Source organism: Pseudomonas sp. FBCC-B1667 (genome assembly GCF_059133255.1).
Genome location: NZ_CP101437.1, coordinates 1,105,315 through 1,128,291 on the forward strand (window position 1 = coordinate 1,105,315; position 22,977 = coordinate 1,128,291).

The window sequence follows — 22,977 nt, forward strand, 5'->3', positions numbered from 1 at the left end:
TATCAGGGATTTATCGTAAGAGGATGCGCTGTCGGAGTTGTGGATTTGAAAACTCGCCCCTGAGGGCCGTGCGAAATACACGCGGCCAGCCATGGCATCCGGTTTTTTTGTAGATTCGATGTAAACATGCCTGTAAATCGTCTGACAAAGGTCCTATATTCGACGTCGCACAAGCGCCATTTTTGCAGTTTTCAGATGATCCCCGAATGGTTCTGAAGGCCAGACAAACCGGGCTTCACACGGTTTTTTGCGTCAGAGAGATCCTTGATGATCCAGATCCATCTTCCATTCCCCAGATCAGCGAGAACGACATGACCGTTAAAGAATTGACCCAAGAAGCCAGACACGAAGAAGCGCTCAAGAAGTATCTGCTGGATTCGCCCCAACTCGCCGAAGAGATCAAGGACCTGCCGGCCGACGATCAGAAAGACCAGATTCAGTGGGCGTTTGAGGATGAGGCAGAGTCACAGGGCTTGCAGCCGTGGGAACTGACGCTCAAGTACACCTCGACCCAGGAAGAGTTTGAGGCTCAGCGCCTGGTTCTGCACAAGGAGGCGGCCGAGGTGCTGGGTGTCGAGTGGGAAGAGTACTGCGAGATGAACAATCTGGTGGTTTGAGAACAGCTTCAGGTTCCAAGCGGTAAGCTGCAACTAAAAGCAAAACTGCTTGAAACCTGGGGCTTGCCGCTCGCGGCTGTGTCTTAGAGGCTGAGGCGCATCGACAGGTCGACAGCCTTCACGTCCTTGGTCATCGCGCCAATCGAAATGTAATCCACCCCGGTTTCGGCGATCGGTAGCAGTGTGCTTTCATTGATCCCGCCGCTGGCTTCCAGTTTTGCCTTTCCCGCGTTCAGGCGCACGGCTTCACGCATGTCATCCAGGCTCAACTCGTCGAGCATGATGATGTCAGCGCCCGCCGCCAGCGCTGCCTTGAGTTCCTTGAGGCTTTCCACTTCAATCTCCACCGGTTTTCCCGGGGCAATCTTGTGCGCGGCATTAATGGCTTCCGGGATGCCACCGCTGGCGGCGATGTGGTTTTCCTTGATCAGGAAGGCGTCGTAGAGACCGATGCGGTGGTTATGGCAGCCGCCGCACGTCACGGCGTATTTTTGCGCCAGGCGCAGGCCCGGCAGGGTTTTGCGGGTGTCGAGCAACTTAACCTGCGTGCTGGCGACAAAGTCGGCCAGATGCCGCGCACGCGTGGCTACGCCCGACAGCAATTGCAGGAAGTTCAGCGCACTGCGTTCGCCCGTGAGCAGCGAGCGCGCCGGACCTTCGAGGTGAAACAGCGCCTGATTGGGTTGAACCCGTTCGCCATCACGCACCTGCCAATGCACCGCGACCCGTGGGTCCAGTTGCCGGAATACCGCATCGACCCAAGCCGTGCCGGCAATGACGGCGGCATCACGGGTGATGATGGTGGCTTTTGCCAGGCGTTCGGCCGGGATCAACTGTGCGGTGATATCGCCGCTGCCGACGTCTTCGAGCAGCGCACGGCGTACGTTGGCTTCGATTTCGGCGGTCAAGTCGGCGAGACGTAGATTCGGCATAACGGACTCCACAAACAAAGTGGTCCGATTATAGGGGTATGGCACGAGTCAACCCAAGGTGTTAGAGGCTTCCGTTTGTGCGGCAACTTGTATTTGGTCGATTTGTCGCTTAAGTCGGCATCTGTTCTCTGCGTCTATTTGAGCGGGGGATAAAGAGTCTTCTGGCACCGCGAGTGCCTTTTGCAAGATAATCCGCCTTGCTTTTGACGTCATGGCATTGACGTATTTTCGGATTTGTTCTACCCGCAAATCACCCTTTCAGGAGGCTTGGATGCACAACGACGGGAATGTAGTGCCTTTGCACAAAGGCGCTACCGATCAGGCGATTCACTCGCCGCTCGCCCGCCTGCCTGTGATTCTGTTTCAGGTTCGCGACAAGGCTGCACTGCAGCTTCGGCAGGGTTTACAGGACCTGTTCGATAATGCCGACGACACTTTGTTCGAAATGGCCGATCAGGCCCGTAATGAAGTTGAGCAGAACCTTTATTTCGAAGCCATGCGCGACTTGCGCCTCAAGCGTAAAAGCATCGAGCGCGAGTTCCTTGAATACTTCTTCGAGGCGTTTGTCAGCCTCACGCAATATGACAGCACTCAAGCTGCGTTGCCCCGGGCATTGACCCTTGACGTCTCGACACAACGCCCCGACGACATGGAACGCATCGTCGCGGTGGACGCGATGGTCACTAAAGTACTGAGTCGTGAAGGTGTTGCCCTCGGTCAGCTCACCGCGCGGCTCGGTGCGTTGATCGGTAAGGCGTTGGACGATCAGCGCAACCCCTTGGGTCCGGCAATGCTGTGCGAGTATTTCTTGCAGGCCGGGCGCAACCTTGGGGTAGAGATCAAGGTCAAGCTGATCATCCTAAAGTTGTTCGAGCGCTACGTACTCAGCAGCGCCGATCAGCTCTACGCTCAATCCAATCAATTACTCGTCGCCACCGGCATATTGCCCGAGCTCAAACTTGCGCCCACACGGCGTGCGACAGATCGCACGACGTCCAGCCAGGATAACCCGCCTTCGCCGACGAACAGCCGCTCGAACACGGCACAGATCGACGAGGTGTTCGCTGCCTTGCAGGAGCTGCTGCTGCCTGTGCGCGGCAGTGTCGCCCCGACCCTAGAGGCCAGCGCCGAGACACGACCCATTTCCACGCAGGACTTGTTGCGCATGCTCTCGCACTTGCAGCAACACGTGCCGGCACTGGCGGCTCAGGACGACTTCGATCTGCGCAACCAGCTCGAACAGTTGCTGACGCGGGTCAGCGTCAAAAGTGGCACGTCGCGCGTGGTCGGGGTCGTTGATGAAGACGTGATCAACCTGATCGCCATGCTGTTTGAATGCATGCTCGATGATCGCAACCTGCCGGATTCGCTCAAGGCGCTGATCGGCCGCCTGCAGATCCCGATGCTGAAAGTGGCGGTGCTCGACAAGCGTTTCTTCAGTCGAAGCAGCCATCCGGCCCGACGCTTGCTCAACGAAATTGCCGCTGCGGCCATGGGCTGGGGCGAGTGCGATGACCCTGAGCGCGACAGCCTGTACCTGCGCATCGAGCAGGTGGTGCAGCGTCTGTTGAATGACTTTGCTGACGACCCGGCGATTTTTTCCGAGCTGCTGGCGGATTTTCTCGCTTTCACCAGTGATGAGCGCCGCCGCAGTGAGTTACTGGAGCAGCGCACCTGTGACGCCGAAGAGGGCCGTGCCAGGACCGAACTGGCTCGCCAGCGTGTCGAACAGGCGCTGAATCAGGCGTTGTTGGGCAAAGTGTTGCCGCAAACGGTGGTGGTGCTCGTTCAGGAAGCCTGGAGCACAGTGCTGCTGCTGACCTGCCTCAAACACGGTGATCACTCGGCTGAATGGCGTGCGGACGTCCACACCATGGAGCAATTGATCTGGAGTGTGCAGCGTCACGACGAGCCCGATGCGAGCCAGCGCTTGCTGGCGCTGTTGCCTGGGCTACTGAAGTCATTGCGTGACGGGCTGAGCAGTTCGGCATTCGATCCTTTCGCCACCAGCGAGTTTTTCAGCGAGCTGGAAACCTTGCACGTTCACCTGTTCACAAATCCGGGGCAGGCAAACGAAGCGTCTTTCGATGCGCCGGTGATGGTCCGGATGACGCCGGAAATCGTCCTGCAAACCGCAGACGTAGGACCGGTCGAAACGGCATTTCCCCGTTTTCCGGCGGACGACGCCAGCTTGCTGCAAGTGGATCAACTGCATCCCGGCTGCTGGGTCGAGTTTCAAGAGGACGATGCAAACACCCTGCGCTGCAAGCTGGCCGCGATCATTGAAGCCACCGGCAACTACCTCTTCGTCAATCGCACCGGTATGAAAGTGCTGGAGCGCAGTCGCAGTGGCCTGGCACTGGAATTTCGTCGCGGCGCGGTGCGCGCGTTGGACGGTACCTTGCTGTTTGACCGGGCGCTGGCCTCTGTGCTCGTTAACCTGCGTTGCCTCAATCGCGGCAAGTGATCGCGTCCCGGTGGTCTATCGCGGCATACTGGGCGCCAACACAGTCGTCGTTGAAGGAACCTGTATGCAGTTGGACCCCGCGAGCGGTTGGTGCCAGGACGTGCGTTTATGCCCCTCACCCAACTTCAATGCGCGCCCCTCGGGCGAAATTTCCCTGCTGGTGATCCACAACATCAGCTTGCCGCCCGCGCAGTTCGCGACCGGCAAAGTGCAGGAATTCTTTCAGAATCGTCTGGATGTCACGGAGCATCCTTATTTTGAAGGTATTGCTGACTTGCGGGTGTCAGCGCACTTTCTGATTGAGCGTGACGGTACGGTCACTCAGTTTGTCTCTTGTCTGGAACGCGCCTGGCACGCCGGTATCTCGAATTTCGAGGGCCGGGAAACCTGTAACGATTTTTCCGTGGGCATCGAGCTTGAAGGTACGGATGATCTGCCGTTCACCGAGGCTCAGTATCACGCGCTGACGGCCTTGACCCGACAGCTGCAAAACGCCTACACCGGCATCACGGCGCAGCGCATTTGCGGGCACAGCGACATTGCCCCGGGGCGCAAGACCGATCCAGGGCCGGCGTTCGACTGGGCACGCTATCGCGCTGCCCTGGCAAAAGAGGAAGGACAATGAGTTTTCTGGTGTTGCTGTTGGCGGTATGGATCGAGAAGTTCTCGGCACTGCGCCATCGTGTCCAGCGTGATGGCGGATGGGTGCGCGAACTGAACAAGCTTGAGGTCATGCCACGTCTGATCGACCGGCCCTGGTTGATCCTGGTCATGATGGTGTTGCTGCCGGTCGCGCTGCTGGGATTGTTGTTGGTGGTGCTGGATCCGGTGGCCTACGGTCTGCTGGCGTTACCGGTGCATTTGCTGGTGGTGATTTACAGCCTGGGGCGCGGCGATCTGCTGGCCGGGTTGGGACCGTTTCGCGATGCCTGGCGCCGGGAAGACTTGCAAGCCGCTGCGCATGTGGCCAAACGGGACCTGGATATTTGTGCCGAAAGCGCCGAGCAACTGCTGGAACAGGTCGAAGCGCACCTGCTTTGGGAGGCTTACCAGAGTTTCTTCGCCGTCATTTTCTGGTACTTCCTGCTGGGGCCGGTGGCCGCCCTGAGTTACCGATTGCTGGCACTGGCCGAAGAGCATGGCGAGAACCCCGCCGTGGTCGAACGGGCGGCACAATTGCGTCACGCCTTTGATTGGGTGCCCGTGCGGTTGCTGGCGGCGAGTTTTGCACTGGTCGGCAACTTTGTTGCGGTCGGTCGGGTGATGGTGCATGAGTTGCTGAACTGGAATATCAGCGCCGCTCAGTTGATCGAGAAAGTCGGGATGGTCGCCGGTGAAATTCCGGCACCGGTCGTCGGACCGGATGGCATCAACAGCCTGGACCGGATCTGGGAGTTACTGCTGCGCGCGGCAGTGCTCTGGTACGCCGGTTTTGCGCTGTGGACGGTCCTGCCTTAGCACCTCAACCCCTGTAGCCGCTGACGCAGCCTGCGCCAGCCGCAACAGGGGTTTGCCTGCCCTCGTTAACCTTAAGTTACAAAACCCCCTGCCGATTTAAGATATACAGGGATAGCGCTGAATAGTGGCTATCTGCCGCCGAGCCGCGCCTGCCAAATAAAAATAAGAATGCAATGGGAGACTTCCAGTGAAGAGCTTGCTCTATCCCGCCGTCGCGCTGATGAACCGCCTGAGCTTCGGCATGAAGTTCAGCCTGATCAGCGTGTTGTTCCTTGTGCCCATGCTGGTCACCAACTTTTATCTGGTGCGAGACTCCTATCGCGAATTTCAGGGCACGCAAGTCGAGCTGCAAAGCCTTGACCTGCTGGGGAGTGGCATGACGCTGCGGCGTGACCTGGAGACCCTCAACAATCTGGTGCAGATCAACGTCACGCTTGGCCAGTCCGGTAAGGCCGGCAACGTCGAGTCGAAGATTGGCACCCTGGAGCAAAGTATTCTGGCGCGCCTGCAAGGGCTGACCGCGATGACCACCGATCCTGAGCAGATCACGGTTTTCGACGGCAAACGCGATGAAATGATCGCCGCGTTCAAGGCTCAGCAAACGGAAACTTCCCTGCAAAGCAAAAGCGGAATGATCGGCAAACTGCTTAGCAATGCGCAGATTTTCAGCCAGATCATCGCCACCCAGGCCGGCCTCAGTCGCGACAGCCAAAGCGACATGCGTCAACTGAGCGAGCTGATTACCAACGTCACCCCACTGGTGACCCAGTTGCTGGGCGAAGGCCGGGCGATGGGGTCGTTTTCGCTGGGGCAAGGCTTTCTCAACTCGGCATCGAGCACCCGATTCGATGAGTTGTTGGCGCAGATCGAAAAGCTCCAGGGCGAATACGGCCTGAAGTTGCAGGATGCACTGGGTTCCAGCAAAGCGGCGCGTGAAACCCTGGCTGCTCAAGCCGACAGCAGCAAGGCTTCGCTGAAAAAAGCCAGTGAGCTGTTCGAAGAAAAAGTGGTGATGGCCGACACCCTCGATGAGCCTTGGCAGGGCTTTTACGATCAAGTCACCGGCCTGATGGACCAGACCTACCAACTCAACGAAGCCACCCTGAAATTTCTGGGTATCCAGTTGCAGCAGCGACTGGAACAAAACCGCACCCATATGGTTTTGCAGGCCGTGGCGCTGTCGGTGGTGTTTGTGCTGATTTTCTACCTTTACGGCGGCTTCTACGCGTCGACCCGCACCACCCTCAAGCGTCTTGGCGCCATGATGGACACGGTCGCGGCGGGCGACATGACCGTGACCTTCCGCGCGGAAAGCCGCGATGAGCTCGGCGAGTTGGGCGAGGTGTTCAACGGCACCGTGAAGAAAATCCACGACCTGATCGAGCGCGTCGGAAAAACCGTCAATGAGGTCGAACGCCAGGCCGGGCAGGTACAAAGCGTTTCTACCCAGAGCAACCAGGCGGTGGCCGGGCAACGTTCGCAGATCGAGCAAGTCGCCACGGCCATGAACCAGATGTCGGCCACCTCCCTTGAGGTGGCGCGCAGTGCCGCTGCTGCGGTCAGCAGCGCCCACAGCGTCAACGACGAGACCATCAGCGGTCGAGGTCTGGTAGCGTCCCAGCAGGGCAGCATCGCGCAATTGGCCAGTGAGATCGATCAGTCAGTGATCGTGATCAATCAACTGGCCAGCGACAGCCAGTCCATCAGCCGCGTGCTGGAAGTGATCAAGAGCATCGCCGAACAGACCAATCTGCTGGCCCTCAACGCGGCCATCGAAGCCGCTCGGGCCGGTGAACAGGGGCGCGGGTTCGCGGTGGTGGCCGATGAGGTCCGCACGCTGGCCAAACGCACTCAGCAATCGACCGAAGAAATCGAGCAGATGATCACCAAGCTCCACAGCGGCGTCGGTGCGGCGGTGAAGGCCATGGGCATTAGCCATCAGGTGGCCGATGGCACGGTCGGGCAGTCGGAAAAAGTCCAGCAGGCGCTGGAAAACATACTCGGCGCTGTCGGCATGATCGTGGACCAGAACCAGCAAATCGCTGCAGCTGTCGAGCAGCAGACCGCCGTCGCCCACGACATCGATCAGAACATCGTCGAGATCAATCGCGCAGGCGAACGTACCGCCGAAGGGGCACACCAGACCGAGGATGCCAGCCGGGCGTTGTCGGCCCAAGTGGTGGAACTCAAGCATCTGATCAGCGCCTTTCGGGTGTAAGCGCCCTGAAGGTTTGCGAACAATCTGTAGTATTTGTTTCCATTGCGGATGAGATTGGTCCTCTTTTCCTCCGTGCTCTGATTTTTCGTCTTCAATGAAGGAAGATCATTCAATCTGCCCAGCCCTGAGGAGGCGAGGTAATGTCTGTTGCAACAATAGGGATACAGGGACACTGCGCTCACTGTGGGAGCACCCTGCGGCTGGAGGCCTGGCAACTCAATGCAATTGCAATCAACGAATCATTTGCCTGTACTCACTGCCACAAAGCCTTGCAGTTGAGCGACCCGAAACAGATCAAACGCTTCAAGTCGCTCGATTCACTCGGCTTGCTCCAGGCGAGCACGCTGGTGATGGTGTGCACGGCGGTCATGGTGGCGTTGGTCATGGAATGGATCGGTATGCTCAGCGTGGTCGAGCAGCTGAATTTTTCGCTGGTCGTCATTCTGGTCTACTTCGCCGTCATACAGTTCGCCCATCACCGTCAACACATCACGCTGATTCTGGAAGCCGCGAAGGCCCACGCCGACTGATTACCAGTTGAACAGCTCGCAGGCATTAGCCGTGCTGGTGGCGGCCAATTGCTCAGGGCTGATCGCCATGATCTGCGCCAGCGCCGAGCAGATCGCCGGCAGGTGCGCCGGGCTGTTGCGTTGACCGGGAAACATGGCCGGTGCCATGTCCGGTGAGTCGGTTTCCAGCACCACGGACTCCAGTGGCAATTCGGCAAGCACGCGGTGCATGCGCAACGCCTGCGGCCAGGTCGCGGCGCCACCCAGACCCAACTTGAAACCGAGCTTGATGTACTCGCGTGCTTCTTCTTTGCTGCCGGCGAAGGCATGGATAATCCCGGCACGTTTCAATCGAAAGCGTTTCAGCGTGGCAATCACCGCCGCGTGGCTGCGTCGCACATGGATCAGCGCCGGCAAATGGAAGTCCGCCGCCAGTTGCAGTTGCGCCTCGAACAGCGCTTGCTGGCGCTCGCGGTCCAGGGTTTCGATTAAGTAATCCAGACCGATTTCGCCCACTGCGCACAGCTGCCGATGACCGGCCAGGCGCGTCAGCCAGTCACCGAGTTTCGATAAATCTTCAGGACCATGATCCTCCAGATACACCGGGTGCAAACCGAGTGCCGCATGCAGGTCCGGATCGCTTTGCACCAGGTCCCAGACCCGTTGCCAATTAGCCTGATAAACCCCCAGCACCACCATCCGACGTACACCCAAGGCGCGGCTTTCGGCCAGCAACGCCTGACGATCCGCGTCGAAATCCGGAAAATCCAGATGAGTATGGCTGTCGATCAGCTCCACGGTTCAGTCCTGGTGAATACGCTGCTTGAAGGTCCGCGCGATGGCCTGCACGCCGGGTTGGTAATCGGACTGCTCGATGGCGGCCAGCGCCAGCGCCAGGGCTTTATCGGCGATCAACTGATGCTGCTGGGCCATGGCGTTGACCGGCAACGGCAGGAAGTCCAGCAACTGCGTGTCACCGAACGTGCCCAGGCGCAACGGACGGGTTTTCAGCGGGAAGTCATGCAAGGCATCGAACACCCCCTGAAGCAACACGTAGGAGGTGGTCACCAGGGCGTCTGGCAAATGCCCCAGACGCTGAAGCATTTCTTCCATCAACTGCTTGCCGCACTCGCGGCTGAACGATTCGCCGTGCTCGATCAGCACTTGGCCTTCGAACCCGTGCAGCGCTTCCTTGAAGCCGGTCGCGCGTTCCTGGCTGATGCTCAACTCGGGGCGCGCGCCGATCAAGGCGATTTGCTTGGGCAACGGGTCCAGCAGACTGCGGGTCAATTGCAGGCTGGCCTCGCGGTCGTCACTGATGACCGAGCAAAAATGTTCGGGCTCCATCACCCGGTCGATGGCGATGATCGGCATGCCTTTGGCTTGCAGCTGGCGGTAGCTGTCATCATCAGTCGGCAGGCAACTGGCGACGATCAGCGCGTCGCAGCGCCGGGCGCGGAACAATTTGAGCAATTGCCGCTCACTGTCGGGCGCATCGTCGGAGCTGGCGATCAGCAACTGATAGCCACGCGCTCGGGCGCCTTGTTCCAGCAGTTTGGCAATTCGCGCGTAACTGGGGTTTTCCAGGTCCGGCAGAATAAAACCCAATGTGCGCGTGTGCCGGCTGCGCAATCCGGCCGCTTGAGGATTGGGCGTAAAGCCATGCTGTTCGACGACCGCGCGCACGCGCTCGACGGTGGCGCTGCTGATACGTTGCTGTTCGGCCTTGCCATTAATGACATAACTGGCGGTGGTGACGGACACACCGGCCAATTGTGCGATATCACTGAGTTTCAACTCGGGTTTCCTTGTTTTTCGGCCGACGTTTTCGCCAATCCTACCCGAATCCGGCAAGCGACTATTGTCGAGCCTCATCCGACAGTTGGGCTTCAAGGATGCGACATTATCGAGTAACGTGCCAAGGGTTCTAGATTAAACGTTTCAGCAAGCGTATTTTCAGGGTTATACGCACCCTTGGCCGGTTCTGCCGTGAAACCGCCAAAAGTGCCGTTGAAGCGCTTAAGCTGATTCATTCAAAACAATACCTGGCGCTCTCAGACGCCAAAAAGGAGAAAGCATGCTCGAGCTCACTCTAGAGCAGATATCCATGGGCCAGTCGGCTGTGGATAAGTCCGCTGCGTTGCAGCTACTGGCCGAGCATCTGGTCGCCGATGGCCTGGTCGCCGATGGGTACCTCAACGGATTGCAGGCGCGTGAGGCCCAGGGCTCGACCTTTCTCGGTCAAGGTATTGCCATCCCTCACGGTACCCCGCAAACCCGCGACCTGGTGTTTTCCACCGGCGTGCGGCTGATGCAGTTCCCCGATGGCGTGGATTGGGGCGACGGTCAGATCGTGTACCTGGCAATCGGTATCGCGGCCAAGTCCGACGAACATTTACGCTTGCTGCAACTGTTGACCCGCGCGCTCGGCGAAACTGACCTGGGCCAGGCGTTGCGTCGCGCGAGCTCCGCCGAAGCCTTGTTGAAACTGCTGCAAGGCGCGCCGCAGGAATTGGCGCTGGATGCGCAGATGATTGGCTTGAGTGTGTCCGCCGATGATTTCGAGGAGCTGGTCTGGCGGGGCGCGCGTTTGCTGCGCCAAGCCGATTGCGTGAGCAACGGATTCTCCGCCGTCTTGCAACAGGTCGAAGCGTTGCCGCTGGGCGATGGCTTGTGGTGGTTGCACAGCGAACAAACGGTCAAGCGCCCGGGCCTGGCCTTCGTCACCCCGGACAAGCCGATGCGCTACCTCGGCCAGCCGCTCAGCGGGCTGTTTTGCCTGGCCAGCCTCGGTGAAGCCCATCAAGCGTTGCTCGAACGTCTGTGTGCGCTGCTGATTGAAGGCCGTGGCCACGAACTGGGTCGCGCCACCAGCAGCCGTAAAGTGCTCGAAGTCCTTGGCGGTGAAGTGCCGGCGGACTGGCCGAGCGCGCGCATCGCACTGGCCAACGCCCACGGCTTGCACGCCCGCCCGGCGAAGATCCTTGCGCAACTCGCGAAAAGTTTTGAAGGTGAAATTCGCGTACGCATCGTCGATGGCCAGGACAGCGCGGTGTCGGTGAAGAGCTTGAGCAAACTGCTCAGCCTCGGCGCCCGTCGTGGTCAGGTGCTGGAGTTCATCGCCGAACCGAGCATCGCTGCCGATGCCTTGCCCGCCTTACTGGCCGCCATCGAAGAAGGCCTCGGAGAAGAAATCGAGCCTTTGCCAGCCGTGAGCCAACAGCGCGAAGAGCTCGCAGAGATCGCCGAAGTGCTGCTCGCCCCGGCGTCCGGCTGCCTGATTCAAGCCATCGCCGCAGCCCCCGGCATTGCGATCGGTCCGGCGCATATTCAAGTGCTGCAAACCATCGACTACCCGCTGCGCGGTGAGTCCGCCGCCATCGAGCGCGAGCGTCTCAAACAGGCGCTGGCGCAGGTACGTCGCGACGTCGAAGGCTTGATCGAACGCAGCACGTCCAAGGCGATCCGCGAGATTTTCATCACTCACCAGGAAATGCTCGACGACCCGGAACTGTCCGATGAAGTCGACACCCGCCTCAAGCAAGGCGAAAGCGCCGAAGCGGCGTGGATGGCGGTGATCGAAGCGGCGGCCAGACAACAGGAGTCATTGCAGGATGCGTTGCTCGCCGAGCGTGCGGCGGACCTGCGCGACATCGGTCGGCGTGTGTTGGCGCAACTGAGCGGCGTCGAAACGCCAAGCGAGCCGCAGCAGCCATACATTCTGGTGATGGACGAAGTGGGGCCATCCGACGTCGCACGTCTCGACCCGGCCCGCGTCGCCGGTATTCTTACCGCTCGTGGCGGCGCCACGGCGCACAGTGCGATCGTCGCTCGAGCGCTGGGTATTCCGGCGCTGGTCGGTGCCGGGGCGGCCGTGTTGCTGCTGGCGCCGGGCACGCCGCTGCTGATTGATGGCCAGCGCGGCCGCCTGCATGTGGACGCCGATGCACTGACCTTGCAACGCGCCACCGAAGAACGTGACACCCGCGAACAACGCCTGAAAGTGGCCGCTGAACAACGTCATCAACCGGCACTGACCACTGACGGTCACGCGGTCGAAGTGTTCGCCAACATTGGCGAAAGCGCCGGTGTCACCAGCGCGGTGGAGCAGGGTGCCGAAGGCATTGGCCTGTTGCGTACCGAACTGATTTTCATGGCCCACTCGCAAGCGCCGGACGAGGCCACCCAGGAAGTTGAGTATCGCCGCGTCCTCGACGGTCTGGCCGGTCGACCGCTGGTGGTGCGCACCCTCGATGTCGGTGGGGACAAACCGCTGCCGTATTGGCCCATTGCCAAGGAAGAAAACCCGTTCCTCGGCGTGCGCGGCATTCGCCTGACGCTGCAACGTCCGAAAATCATGGAAGCACAATTGCGCGCCTTGCTGCGGGCCGCCGACAACCGCCCGCTGCGGATCATGTTTCCAATGGTCGGCAGTGTCGATGAATGGCGGCAGGCGCGGGACATGACCGAGCGCTTGCGTCTGGAAATCCCGGTTGCCGACCTGCAACTGGGGATCATGATCGAAGTGCCGTCGGCCGCGTTGCTGGCGCCGGTGCTGGCCAAAGAGGTCGACTTCTTCAGCGTCGGCACCAACGACTTGACCCAATACACCCTGGCCATCGACCGTGGTCATCCGACCCTGTCCGCCCAGGCTGACGGCCTGCACCCGGCGGTGCTGCAACTGATCGACATCACCGTGCGTGCGGCGCATGCCCATGGCAAATGGGTCGGCGTGTGCGGCGAGTTGGCGGCGGATCCGCTGGCGGTGCCGGTGTTGGTCGGACTCGGTGTGGACGAACTCAGCGTCTCGGGCCGCAGCATTGCCGAGGTCAAGGCGCGCATTCGCGAACTCAGCCTCGCCCAGACGCAAATGCTCGCCCGACAGGCCCTGGCCGTGGGCAGCGCCCATGAAGTACGTGCATTAGTGGAGGCTCTGTAATGGCCCGGATTTTAACCCTGACCCTCAACCCGGCGCTGGACCTCACCGTTCAGCTACCGCGTCTTGAACCCGGTCAGGTCAACCGCAGCGACGCCATGCACACCCACGCCGCTGGCAAAGGCATAAACGTGGCGCAAGTGCTGGCGGACCTTGGTCATCAGCTGACCGTCAGCGGTTTCCTCGGGGAAGACAATCTCCATGCGTTCGAAACCCTGTTCGCCAAGCGCGGTTTTGTCGACGCGTTCATACGCGTTCCCGGCGAGATTCGCAGCAACATCAAACTGGCGGAAGGCGACGGCCGTATCACCGATGTCAACGGTCCGGGACCGCGAGTGAGTGAAGCGGCGCAGCAGGCGTTGCTTGATCGTCTTGAACAAATTGCGCCAGGCCATGATGCGGTGGTCGTCGCCGGAAGCCTGCCGCAGGGCGTCAGTGCGCGTTGGTTGCAGGCGTTGATTGTGCGCTTGAAAAAGCTCGGTCTGAACGTCGCCCTCGACACCAGCGGTGAAGCGTTGCGTGCCGCACTCAAGGCCGGGCCGTGGCTGATCAAACCCAATACCGAAGAATTGGCTGATGCGCTCGGCTGCGAAGTTGTTTCGGTCGCGGCACAGGCTCAGGCCGCGAGCCGCTTGCACGCTCAAGGTATCGAGCACGTGGTGATCTCCCACGGTGCCGATGGGGTGAACTGGTTCGGTGTCGGTTCGGCGCTGCACGCCTCGCCGCCCAAGGTCAGCGTCGCCAGCACGGTGGGCGCGGGCGACTCGTTACTGGCCGGCATGCTTCATGGTTTGCTCAGCGCCGACACGCCTGAACAGACCCTGCGCACCGCCACGGCAATTGCCGCGATGGCGGTCACCCAGATCGGTTTCGGCATCGGCGATGTCGCGCAATTGGCGCAGCTCGAACAGGGCGTGCGCGTGCGTCCCCTGACAGAACAATAAGAGGGATTGTGATGAAATTAGCCATTGTTACGGCTTGCCCGAACGGCATGGTCACCAGTGTGCTGTGCGCCCGTTTGCTCGATGCGGCGGCTCAGCGTCAGGGCTGGATGACCTGTGTTGAAGTGGTGGATGCGGCGCATCCGGAGCGGCAGTTGTCGGCGGCCACGATCGAGGGCGCCGAGTGGGTGTTGCTGGTGACCAGTGTGCCGGTGGACATGACGCGATTCGTCGGCAAACGCGTGTACCAGAGCACCCCGGCGCAAGCCCTGCAAGATGTTGAAGCGGTGCTGCGGCGCGGTGCTGAAGAAGCTCAGGTGTACGTGGCCCCCGAAGTGGTCGCCGAGCCTGTGGCCCCCGCAAAAAACGCGCCACGACTGGTGGCGATCACCGCGTGCCCGACCGGCGTCGCACACACGTTCATGGCGGCCGAAGCGTTGCAGCAAGCGGCCAAGCGTCTGGGTTATGACCTGCAAGTGGAAACCCAAGGCTCGGTCGGCGCGCGCAATCCATTGAGCGCGGCGGCGATTGCCGATGCCGATGTGGTGCTGCTGGCCTGTGATATCGAAGTCGCCACCGAGCGGTTTGCCGGCAAGAAAATTTACCGTTGCGGCACCGGCATCGCGCTGAAACAGGCCGAGGCGACGCTGAACAAAGCACTGGCCGAAGGCCGGCAGGAAACCGCCGCCAGCGGCTCCAAAGGCCCGACCAAACAAGAGAAAACCGGCGTCTATAAACACCTGCTGACCGGTGTGTCGTTCATGCTGCCGATGGTGGTGGCGGGCGGCTTGATGATTGCGTTGTCATTTGTGTTCGGCATTACGGCGTTCAAGGAGCCGGGCACGTTGGCGGCGGCGCTGATGCAGATCGGTGGCGAGACCGCGTTCAAGTTGATGGTGCCGCTGCTGGCGGGTTACATCGCCTACTCGATTGCTGACCGTCCGGGCCTGGCGCCCGGGATGATCGGTGGTCTGTTGGCGAGCACCCTGGGGGCCGGTTTCATCGGCGGGATCATTGCCGGTTTCATCGCCGGTTATGCGGCGCAGGCGATCAACCGCTACGCGCGTTTGCCGCAGAGCCTTGAGGCGCTGAAACCGATCCTGATCATCCCGTTGCTGGCGAGTCTGTTCACTGGCCTGGTGATGATTTACGTGGTCGGCAAACCGGTGGCCGGGATGCTTGAAGGGCTGACCCACTTCCTCGACAGCATGGGCACCACCAACGCGATTCTTCTGGGTGTGTTGCTGGGCGGCATGATGTGCGTCGACCTTGGCGGGCCGATCAACAAAGCCGCGTATGCGTTCTCGGTGGGGCTGCTGGCGTCACAGAGTTATGCACCGATGGCCGCGACCATGGCCGCCGGCATGGTGCCACCGATTGGCCTGGGCATCGCCACGTTCATCGCACGACGCAAGTTTGCCCAGTCCGAACGCGAGGCCGGTAAAGCGGCGTTGGTGCTGGGGCTGTGCTTCATCTCGGAAGGCGCGATTCCGTTTGCCGCCAAAGACCCGCTGAGAGTGATCCCGGCGAGCATTGCCGGTGGCGCGCTGACCGGGGCGTTGTCGATGTATTTCGGCTGCAAGCTGATGGCGCCGCACGGTGGGTTGTTTGTGCTGGCGATCCCGAATGCGATCAACCATGCGTTGTTGTACTTGCTGGCGATTGTCGCCGGGAGTTTATTGACGGCAGTGGCGTATGCGCTGCTCAAACGGCCTGAAGCAGTGGAACTGGCACTGGAACCCGCCCAGGCCTGACACACCACCATCTACCCTGCGGGAGCGAGCTTGCTCGCGGTGACTGCTTGACATTCAATAGATTAGTTGACTGTTACACCGCCATCGCGAGCAAGCTCGCTCCCACAGGGATTGCATTTCACACCAGCGTCATGGGCATGTGCTTTAGTTTTTCCTTTTCAGGGAGAAGACCATGAGCGAATTCGACCTCGGCCGCCGTCGTGTCATGCAAGTGGTGGGCGCCGGGCTGTTGTTGCCAGGGCTGGCGCCGGCCGTGATCGCTTCGGTCAAGGATCGTCCGCAACTCACCGACGGCGTGCAGTCCGGCGACTTGCTCGGCGATCGGGCGATGGTCTGGAGCCGCAGCGACCGCCCCGCGCGAATGGTCGTGGAATGGGACACCCGCAGCCTGTTCAGCAACCCGCGCCGATTTGTCTCGCCGCTGGCCGATGCGCGCACCGATTTCACCGCGCGGGTCGAACTCACCGGCCTGCCCGCCGATCAGGCGATTTTCTATCGCGTGACCTTCGAAGATGCCCAAAGCGGTGTCGCCAGCGAACCCTGGTTCGGCCATTTGCGCAGCGTGCCGCAAACCCGTCGCGATATTCGTTTTGTCTGGAGTGGCGACACCGTCGGCCAAGGCTTCGGCATCAACCCGGACATCGGCGGTATGCGCATCTACGAAGCCATGCGATTGCGTCTGCCGGATTTCTTTATCCACAGCGGCGACACCATCTACGCCGACGGCCCGGTGCCGGCGCAGCTGACCACCGAAAGCGGTCGGGTGTGGCGCAACATCACCACTGAAGCCAAGAGCAAGGTCGCGCAACACCTCGACGATTTTCGCGGTAACTACCGCTACAACCTGATGGACGAAAACATCCGCCGCTTCAACGCCGAGGTCCCGCAGATCTGGCAGTGGGACGACCATGAAGTGGTGAACAACTGGTCGCCGGGCAAGCAACTCGATGCGCGCTATCAAGAGAAAGATATCCACAACCTGGTCGGCCGCGCGCGACAGGCCTGGCTCGAATATGCACCGATGCGTTTGCAGAGCGCCGACAACGGCGGGCGTATCTATCGCAAGCTTAGCTATGGGCCGATGCTTGATGTGTTTGTGCTCGACATGCGCAGTTACCGCGGCGCCAACGACGACAACCTCGGCGCGGCCAAACCCTTTCTCGGGCGCGAGCAACTCGACTGGCTCAAGCAGGCATTGAAAGGCTCGCAGGCCCAGTGGAAAGTCATCGCCGCCGACATGCCGATCGGCCTTGGCGTGCCCGACGGTGAGGTCAGCCCCGGCGTGACGCGCTGGGAAGCGGTGGCCAATGGTGATCCGGGACCGGCCCAGGGGCGGGAACTGGAAATCGCCGAGTTGCTGGGTTTCCTGCGGGCGCAGCAAGTGCGCAACGTTGTGTTTTTGACGGCGGATGTCCACTACTGCGCGGCGCATCACTACCACCCGGATCGTGCCGCGTTCCAGGACTTCGAACCGTTCTGGGAGTTCGTCGCCGGGCCGCTGAACGCGGGGAGTTTTGGACCGAATCCGCTGGACAAGACGTTCGGGCCGGAGGTGGTATTCGAGAAGGCGCCGCCGGCGCAGAACACTTCACCGTTTGCCGGGTTTCAGTTTTTTGGCGAGGTGAATATTGATGGGCAAACGGGGGAGATGAGCGTGGTGTTGCGGGATCTGGATGGGGTGGCGGTGTTTGAGCAGAAAGTGCAGCCGGTCTGAGAGGGCTGCGCACATTTTTGATCCGCCACAGAACCAATGTGGGAGCGGGCTTGCTCGCGAAGGGGGCATGACATTCAACAGAAATGTTGACTGTCAGATCGCATTCGCGAGCAAGCCCGCTCCCACATTTTTGGAGGGGTGTCAGTAGACGTCGCGGCGGTAGCGGCCTTGTTCGATCAGGCGATCGACCTCTGCAATCCCGAGCACTTCATTGAGCACGTGATCCACCCCTGACGCCATCCCCTGCAAGCTGCCGCAGATGTAGATGACGGCGCCATCAGCCAACCATTTCTTCAACTCGTCCGCCGACTCACGCAGGCGATCCTGCACATAAATCTTCTCGACCTGATCCCGCGAGAACGCCAGGTCCAGTCGCTCAAGGTCACCTGAAATCAACCACTCCTCCAGCTCATCGCGGCACAGGTAATCGTGTTCCCGATTGCGCTCGCCAAACACTAGCCAGTGGCGTTGTTGCCCGTCGGCGATGCGCGCCTTGAGCAAACTGCGCAGCCCGGCCAGACCCGTTCCGTTGCCCAGCAGGATCATCGGCACCGGCTCGGCCGGCAGATGGAACCCGCTGTTACGCCGGACTCGCAGACTGATGGTGCTACCTACCGGAGCGTGTTCGGTGAGCCAGCCGGAGCCGATGCCCAGGCTGCCATCGGCGTGCATTTCCTGGCGCACGATCAGTTCCAGAATACCGTCGGCCGCAATCGAGGCGATGGAGTATTCGCGCATGGCCAACGGCACCAGCGCATCGACCAGTGCCTGAGCGTGCAGGCCGACCAGATGGGCTCTGTTTTCAGGCAACTGGCGCGTGGCGAGGGCTTGCTCCAGCGGTTGTAACAAGCCATCGAGTGCAACCGTAGCGCGACCGTCGATGCCCAGGCCATCAAGGAAATGTTCGATGGCCCACGGGCAGTTGCGCGGCAGCACTTCCACCAGATCACCCGCCAGCCAACTGCTGGTGGACGGGGCGGTGAGGCCCAGCAAGTAAACTGGCGAGCCGCTGCTGTCCGGGTTGATCAACTCGCGGCGGGTCAGTGTCCAGTGGTCGTAGCTCAGTGCTTGCCAGGTGTCGACCGGTGTTTGCCCGGTCAACAGACCCAATTGCTGCTGCCAGTGACGCAAGGCGTACGGGTCGCCGCTGTCGACTTCCACCGGGGCGAACAAGGTTTTGCCGCCGTGCTCGCCCAGCCAGGTGTGCAAGCGTCGGGCGAAGCCGCAGAAGTGTTGGTACTGGCGATCACCAAGACCCAGTACCGCATAGTTCAGGCTTTCCAGGCGCGACGCCCGACTCAGAACCTTGCGCTCGAACCCGCGCGCACTGTCCGGTGCTTCGCCGTCGCCGAAGGTACTGACCACGAAGAGCGCATTAGTGGAATCGAGCAAATCCTGTTCGCTGACACTTGCCAGCGGCTGCACGTTCACCGGGACGCCGGCGGCTTGCAACTGGCCGGCGGTCTGCCACGCCAATTGTTCTGCGAAGCCGCTTTGGCTGGCGAAGCCGATCAACCATGCCGGTGCATCGCTGCCCGGTTGTTCGAGGCCTTTGCGTGCAGCCTTGATCTGCTTTTTCTTGCGCCGACGGTCGAGGTACAGCAACCAGCCGGTGACGAAAAACAACGGCATGGTCAGCGCGGTAATTGTCAGGATGATGCGCCCGACAATGCCGAAGTAACTGCCGACGTGCAGCGCATAAATGCTGGTGAGCAATTGTGCCTTGAGGCTCTTGTCGCTGTAGCGATCATGCTGCTTGACGATACCGGTCGCCGGATCGAGGGTGATCTGGTTCAAGGCGCGGTCGTGCGGTGAGGTTTTCAGCAGGTAGTACACGGTCGCTGGCTGGCCGGCCACGGGCGGCATACGGATGTTGTAGGCGCTGAGTGCCGGGCCTGCGGCGCTGTAGACGCTGCTCCAGATTGCTGCGTAATCGGCGGTTGGTGCCGGACCACTGGGGGCCGGGCCACGACCACCGCGCACGCGCTCGTTTTGCGGGGCGTCGGAGAGCAATCGGGTCAGGCCTTTGTTGTACCACTCATACGACCAGGACAACCCGGTCAGGGCCGCCAGGAGGTAAAACACCAGGCACCAGGTGCCAGCCACCGAGTGCAGGTCCCAGTTGAAACTGCGGCCCTTTTTCTTCCAGTCCAGGGTCAGCCAGGCACGCCAGCTTTTCCATTGGCGCGGCCAGCGCAGGTACAGGCCGGACAGGCAAAAGAACACCAGGATCAGCGTGCACGCGCCGGTGATGTTGCGGCCGGTATCGCCCATGGCGAGGAAGCGGTGCAGTTGCAGCACGAAGCCGAAGAAGTCCTGGCCGGTGGCATCGCCCATGAACTCGGCGGTATACGGGTCGAAGTAGCGCATTTCGCCACGGCGCTGACCCGCAGGCGGGGTGAAAAACACCTTGGCTGCATTGCCGCTGTCGGTCTCGACGGAGAGCATCGAGACTTTTTTGCCGGACATGGCTTCGATGCGCTCGACCAGTTCGGCGGGCGGCAGGACGCCGGCGACCTGCGTCTCGACCTGCAACACGGAAGGGTTGAGCACGTTCAGGATTTCGTCCTGAAACGACACCGTCGCCCCGGTGATGCCCATCAGGGCCAGGACCAGCCCGGCGCTGATGCCGAAAAACCAGTGCAACTGGAACAGGGTTTTCTTCAACACGTCACTCGCCTTGTTCGTTCAAAAATAGTCTTCACGGCGCGCATTATGCCGTGGGTTGTCGAGAAACATTCTTTTTTACGTACAAAAGCCCCGTTCATTGAGATGAACGGGGCCTGACCCTGATTTCAGCCTTCACCCACATCCCTGTGGGAGCGAGCTGGCTCGCGATGGCGGTGTATCAGCCAACATCAATGTCGAATGACAGACCGCTTTCGCGAGCAAGCCCGCTCCCACATGGGATTGCGGTGGGACCGATAATCAGAAGTGGAAGTTGGTGCTCAGCAACGCCGTACGGCCCGCCGCCTGGTTGGCGAAGTGGGTCGAGAAGGCCTTGTCGTAGTACGTTTCGTCGGTCAGGTTCTGCACGTTCAGTTGCAGGTCGACGTTTTTGCTCAGCTTGTAGGCCGCCATCGCGTCGTAACGAACGTAGGATTCCACCATGGTGGTGTTGGCCACGCTGCCGAAGACATCGTCGACATAGAACGCACCGCCACCGATCGTCAGCTTCGGCGTGACCTGATAGGTCGTCCACAGGCTGGCGCTGTTCTTCGGTGTGTTAGGCAGTTCGTTGCCATCGTTGGCTGCGCCCAAGGGACCGCCGTCGATTTGCTCGCTGTCCATGTAGGCGTAACCGGCGAACACTTGCCATTGGTCGGTCAGCTTGCCGGTGGCCGACAGTTCGACACCTTGCACGCGGGTTTTGCCGGCGTTTTCATACGTCGTGGTATTGACCTGGACACGGGCATTGTCTTTCTCGGTGCGGAAGATATCGGCGGTCAGCGACAGACGATCATTCATGAAATCCCACTTGGTACCGATTTCGTAGTTCTTGGTGGTTTCCGGCTCCAGGTCGCTTTTCAGCAGGTTGCCGTTGCGATCCGGCGTGCCACCCAGCGGGTTGCCTTCCGAACCTTCGCCCAGGGTGTTGCCCGGTGGCGTGGCCGACGTTGCGTAGGACGCGTAGATGCTGCCGTTTTCCGCCGGTTTGTACACGACACCGAACTGACCGGTGACGAACTCGCTGGTGTCATCGCCCTTGGACGTGGTCACGTCGGAACCGTTGAAGGTTTTGTAGTCGGTATCGAAATGGTCGTAGCGCAGGCCCATGTTCACCAGCCACTGCCGGGACAACTCCAGGGTGTCGAACACATACAACGCGTAGGTGTTGGCCTTGGTGTCGGTGCCGGCGTAGTTACGCGAAATTGCACCGTTCCATGGATCGTTCGGGTTCGGGTTGGACAGCGAAGTGCAGTTGTAGCCGCTCGGTGCGCCGATCAATGCCGGGGAGCAGTTGGTGGTTGCGGCCGCTGTCCTTGGAGTGGTGTCAGTGTTGACGTTGTACGAGGATTTCTGGTTTTCCTCGTGGGTGAACTCGATACCGGTGGCGAAGCTGTTCTTGAACCCGGCGATGTACATATCACCGAACAGATCGGTCTGGTTGGTCGTGGTCTCGGTGTTGCTGACACGGGTGTTTGCCCGGCGCCAGACGCTGCCATTGTTGACGTTGCCCTTGCTGTCGTCCGGCTGGGTCAGGATGTAATCCTGCATGCTGGTGCCGTGACGCAGGGTGTTCTTGACGGTCAGCGCGTCGTTCAGGTCGTGCTCGATGGCGAAGGTCGCGGTGTCGGTGCGGCCCTTGCGGAAGTCACGGTCGTTCAGGCCGTAAAAGTTGGTGCTGTCGCCGCCATCGTTTGGCTTGTCCGGATTGGACTTGGTGCGCGCAGCGGAACCGGCCACCGGGACGGTGTACGGAATGCCCGAGTCCGGGGTGTCGTTACTTTCCAGATGGTAGTAATCGAGGTTGACGCGGGTGTCGGTGCCCAGGCCGAAGGCCAGCGACGGCGCGATGCCCCAGCGGTCGTAGTCGACGCTGTCACGGCCAGCGACGTTGCTCTCGTGGCTCATCAGGTTCAGACGGCCCGCGGCGGTGTCGGTGAACTGGTAGTTGCTGTCCAGGGTGAAACGCTGGGTCTGGTCTGAACCCCAGGTAAAACCAGCATCGTTCGAGTCGCCCAAGTGGGCTTTCTTGCTCACCAGGTTGATGCTGCCGCCGGCAGCGCCACGGCCGCCGATGGCCGAGTTCGGGCCTTTGCTGACTTCAATCGATTCGACGGCGAAGATCTCGCGGCTCTGCGATCCGGTGTCGCGCACGCCGTCCAGGTAAGTGTCGCCCTGGGCGTCGAAGCCACGAATAAACGGGCGGTCGCCTTGCGGGTTGCCACCTTCACCGGCACCGAAAGTGATGCCAGGAACGGTGCGCAGTGCGTCTTGCATGTTCATCGCGCCGGTGTCCTTGAGGACTTGTTGCGGGATGACGGTAATTGAGCGCGGCGTGTCCACCAGCGGCGCGGTGTACTTGGACGAGGAGGCTTTTTCGACGTTGTAGGAAGTCTCGTCCTGGGCCTCGCCAGTGATGGCGGTAGCGCCCAGCGAAATCACATTACTCGGTGCTTTTTCGTCGGCTTTTTCTGCCGCGAAAACCATGTGGCCCGCAGAGCCGGCAGTAATCGCCATACCAATGGCCGATGCGAGCAAACGTGGTGAACTGACCGGTACGTGTGGTTGTTGACGTGACATTTGAATTCCCCTCCCCAAGGATTTGAGGCCGCGGAATATAGGGTAGACGCGTATTTGTATCAATTGCGAAACGTTATTATTCGCAAAGAATTTACATTCTTTACAATTTAACCTTACGGTTTTTGCCGTTTCGTCCGTCGCAGGGGTTTTACATGAGCAATAAGAATCAATACCATTAGCACCC

General features: G+C 60.5%; 16 protein-coding genes. 10 read left to right on the top strand and 6 right to left on the bottom strand.

The annotated features are described in order from the left end of the window. The first annotated feature begins 311 nt into the window (after window positions 1-311). On the top strand, window positions 312-617 hold the full coding sequence (locus NL116_RS04815; RefSeq protein WP_494376224.1) for a DUF6388 family protein: 306 nt from the start codon (window positions 312-314) through the stop codon (window positions 615-617). An 83-nt stretch (window positions 618-700) separates the two neighbouring features. Here the strand turns inward: NL116_RS04815 and nadC are convergent, their stop codons facing one another. After that, window positions 701-1,549, bottom strand: a complete 849-nt coding sequence (gene nadC, locus NL116_RS04820; protein ID WP_494376225.1) for a carboxylating nicotinate-nucleotide diphosphorylase — start codon at window positions 1,547-1,549, stop codon at window positions 701-703. Between the two features lie 271 nt (window positions 1,550-1,820). Here nadC and NL116_RS04825 point away from each other — a divergent pair, with 271 nt between their 5' ends. The 5 genes from NL116_RS04825 (at window position 1,821) to NL116_RS04845 (ending at window position 8,222) form a co-directional block, all read left to right on the top strand. Continuing rightward, window positions 1,821-4,016, top strand: a complete 2,196-nt coding sequence (locus NL116_RS04825) for a DUF1631 domain-containing protein (RefSeq protein WP_494376226.1) — start codon at window positions 1,821-1,823, stop codon at window positions 4,014-4,016. Between the two features lie 64 nt (window positions 4,017-4,080). Further along, window positions 4,081-4,641: a 1,6-anhydro-N-acetylmuramyl-L-alanine amidase AmpD gene (ampD, locus tag NL116_RS04830; RefSeq protein ID WP_494376227.1), complete on the top strand. Its 561-nt coding sequence runs from the start codon at window positions 4,081-4,083 to the stop codon at window positions 4,639-4,641. After that, window positions 4,638-5,474: a regulatory signaling modulator protein AmpE gene (ampE, locus tag NL116_RS04835; protein ID WP_494376228.1), complete on the top strand. Its 837-nt coding sequence runs from the start codon at window positions 4,638-4,640 to the stop codon at window positions 5,472-5,474. Before ampD ends, ampE begins: the two co-directional genes overlap by 4 nt. 1,513 nt (window positions 5,475-6,987) lie before the next feature. Continuing rightward, window positions 6,988-7,692: a methyl-accepting chemotaxis protein gene (locus tag NL116_RS04840; protein WP_494378003.1), complete on the top strand. Its 705-nt coding sequence runs from the start codon at window positions 6,988-6,990 to the stop codon at window positions 7,690-7,692. 140 nt (window positions 7,693-7,832) lie between these two features. Next, a complete protein-coding gene (locus tag NL116_RS04845) occupies window positions 7,833-8,222 on the top strand; it encodes a hypothetical protein (protein WP_494376229.1) in 390 nt (129 codons plus the stop codon). On the opposite strand, the gene NL116_RS04850 is transcribed toward NL116_RS04845, so the two are convergent. From NL116_RS04850 to NL116_RS04860, 3 genes are all read right to left on the bottom strand, one after another. Next, complete coding sequence (locus tag NL116_RS04850; protein WP_494376230.1) at window positions 8,223-8,999, bottom strand: TatD family hydrolase; 777 nt, start codon at window positions 8,997-8,999, stop codon at window positions 8,223-8,225. 3 nt (window positions 9,000-9,002) lie between these two features. Then, window positions 9,003-9,998, bottom strand: coding sequence for a catabolite repressor/activator (gene cra, locus NL116_RS04855; RefSeq protein ID WP_494376231.1), 996 nt, complete (start codon window positions 9,996-9,998; stop codon window positions 9,003-9,005). A 92-nt stretch (window positions 9,999-10,090) separates the two neighbouring features. Next, window positions 10,091-10,234, bottom strand: a complete 144-nt coding sequence (locus tag NL116_RS04860; RefSeq protein WP_494376232.1) for a hypothetical protein — start codon at window positions 10,232-10,234, stop codon at window positions 10,091-10,093. 44 nt (window positions 10,235-10,278) lie between these two features. Here NL116_RS04860 and ptsP point away from each other — a divergent pair, with 44 nt between their 5' ends. From ptsP to NL116_RS04880, 4 genes are all read left to right on the top strand, one after another. After that, window positions 10,279-13,140, top strand: a complete 2,862-nt coding sequence (ptsP, locus tag NL116_RS04865) for a phosphoenolpyruvate--protein phosphotransferase (protein WP_494376233.1) — start codon at window positions 10,279-10,281, stop codon at window positions 13,138-13,140. Then, entirely contained in the window at window positions 13,140-14,081 is a 942-nt protein-coding gene (gene pfkB, locus NL116_RS04870) for a 1-phosphofructokinase (RefSeq protein ID WP_494376234.1), read from the top strand. The genes ptsP and pfkB overlap by 1 nt, the downstream gene beginning before the upstream one ends. A gap of 11 nt (window positions 14,082-14,092) precedes the next feature. Then, entirely contained in the window at window positions 14,093-15,832 is a 1,740-nt protein-coding gene (locus NL116_RS04875) for a PTS fructose-like transporter subunit IIB (protein ID WP_494376235.1), read from the top strand. A gap of 172 nt (window positions 15,833-16,004) precedes the next feature. Then, complete coding sequence (locus tag NL116_RS04880; RefSeq protein WP_494376236.1) at window positions 16,005-17,546, top strand: alkaline phosphatase D family protein; 1,542 nt, start codon at window positions 16,005-16,007, stop codon at window positions 17,544-17,546. Window positions 17,547-17,687: 141 nt separating this feature from the next. Here NL116_RS04880 and NL116_RS04885 read toward each other — a convergent pair whose 3' ends face one another. Both NL116_RS04885 and NL116_RS04890 read right to left on the bottom strand, forming a co-directional pair. Further along, window positions 17,688-20,216 carry a PepSY domain-containing protein gene (locus NL116_RS04885; RefSeq protein ID WP_494376237.1) on the bottom strand — a complete coding sequence of 843 codons (2,529 nt, stop codon included), beginning with the start codon at window positions 20,214-20,216 and terminating at the stop codon, window positions 17,688-17,690. Between the two features lie 258 nt (window positions 20,217-20,474). After that, window positions 20,475-22,793, bottom strand: coding sequence for a TonB-dependent receptor (locus NL116_RS04890; RefSeq protein WP_494376238.1), 2,319 nt, complete (start codon window positions 22,791-22,793; stop codon window positions 20,475-20,477). Between the last annotated feature and the right edge of the window lie 184 nt (window positions 22,794-22,977).

What these genes read in the sequence shown, in the direction of transcription:
- NL116_RS04815 (WP_494376224.1), top strand. Translation starts at nt 312, where the DNA reads ATGACCGTTAAAGAATTGACCCAAGAAGCCAGACACGAAGAAGCGCTC.
- nadC (WP_494376225.1), bottom strand. Translation starts at nt 1,549, where the DNA reads ATGCCGAATCTACGTCTCGCCGACTTGACCGCCGAAATCGAAGCCAAC.
- NL116_RS04825 (WP_494376226.1), top strand. Translation starts at nt 1,821, where the DNA reads ATGCACAACGACGGGAATGTAGTGCCTTTGCACAAAGGCGCTACCGAT.
- ampD (WP_494376227.1), top strand. Translation starts at nt 4,081, where the DNA reads ATGCAGTTGGACCCCGCGAGCGGTTGGTGCCAGGACGTGCGTTTATGC.
- ampE (WP_494376228.1), top strand. Translation starts at nt 4,638, where the DNA reads ATGAGTTTTCTGGTGTTGCTGTTGGCGGTATGGATCGAGAAGTTCTCG.
- NL116_RS04840 (WP_494378003.1), top strand. Translation starts at nt 6,988, where the DNA reads ATGTCGGCCACCTCCCTTGAGGTGGCGCGCAGTGCCGCTGCTGCGGTC.
- NL116_RS04845 (WP_494376229.1), top strand. Translation starts at nt 7,833, where the DNA reads ATGTCTGTTGCAACAATAGGGATACAGGGACACTGCGCTCACTGTGGG.
- NL116_RS04860 (WP_494376232.1), bottom strand. Translation starts at nt 10,234, where the DNA reads ATGAATCAGCTTAAGCGCTTCAACGGCACTTTTGGCGGTTTCACGGCA.
- ptsP (WP_494376233.1), top strand. Translation starts at nt 10,279, where the DNA reads ATGCTCGAGCTCACTCTAGAGCAGATATCCATGGGCCAGTCGGCTGTG.
- pfkB (WP_494376234.1), top strand. Translation starts at nt 13,140, where the DNA reads ATGGCCCGGATTTTAACCCTGACCCTCAACCCGGCGCTGGACCTCACC.
- NL116_RS04875 (WP_494376235.1), top strand. Translation starts at nt 14,093, where the DNA reads ATGAAATTAGCCATTGTTACGGCTTGCCCGAACGGCATGGTCACCAGT.
- NL116_RS04880 (WP_494376236.1), top strand. Translation starts at nt 16,005, where the DNA reads ATGAGCGAATTCGACCTCGGCCGCCGTCGTGTCATGCAAGTGGTGGGC.
- NL116_RS04890 (WP_494376238.1), bottom strand. Translation starts at nt 22,793, where the DNA reads ATGTCACGTCAACAACCACACGTACCGGTCAGTTCACCACGTTTGCTC.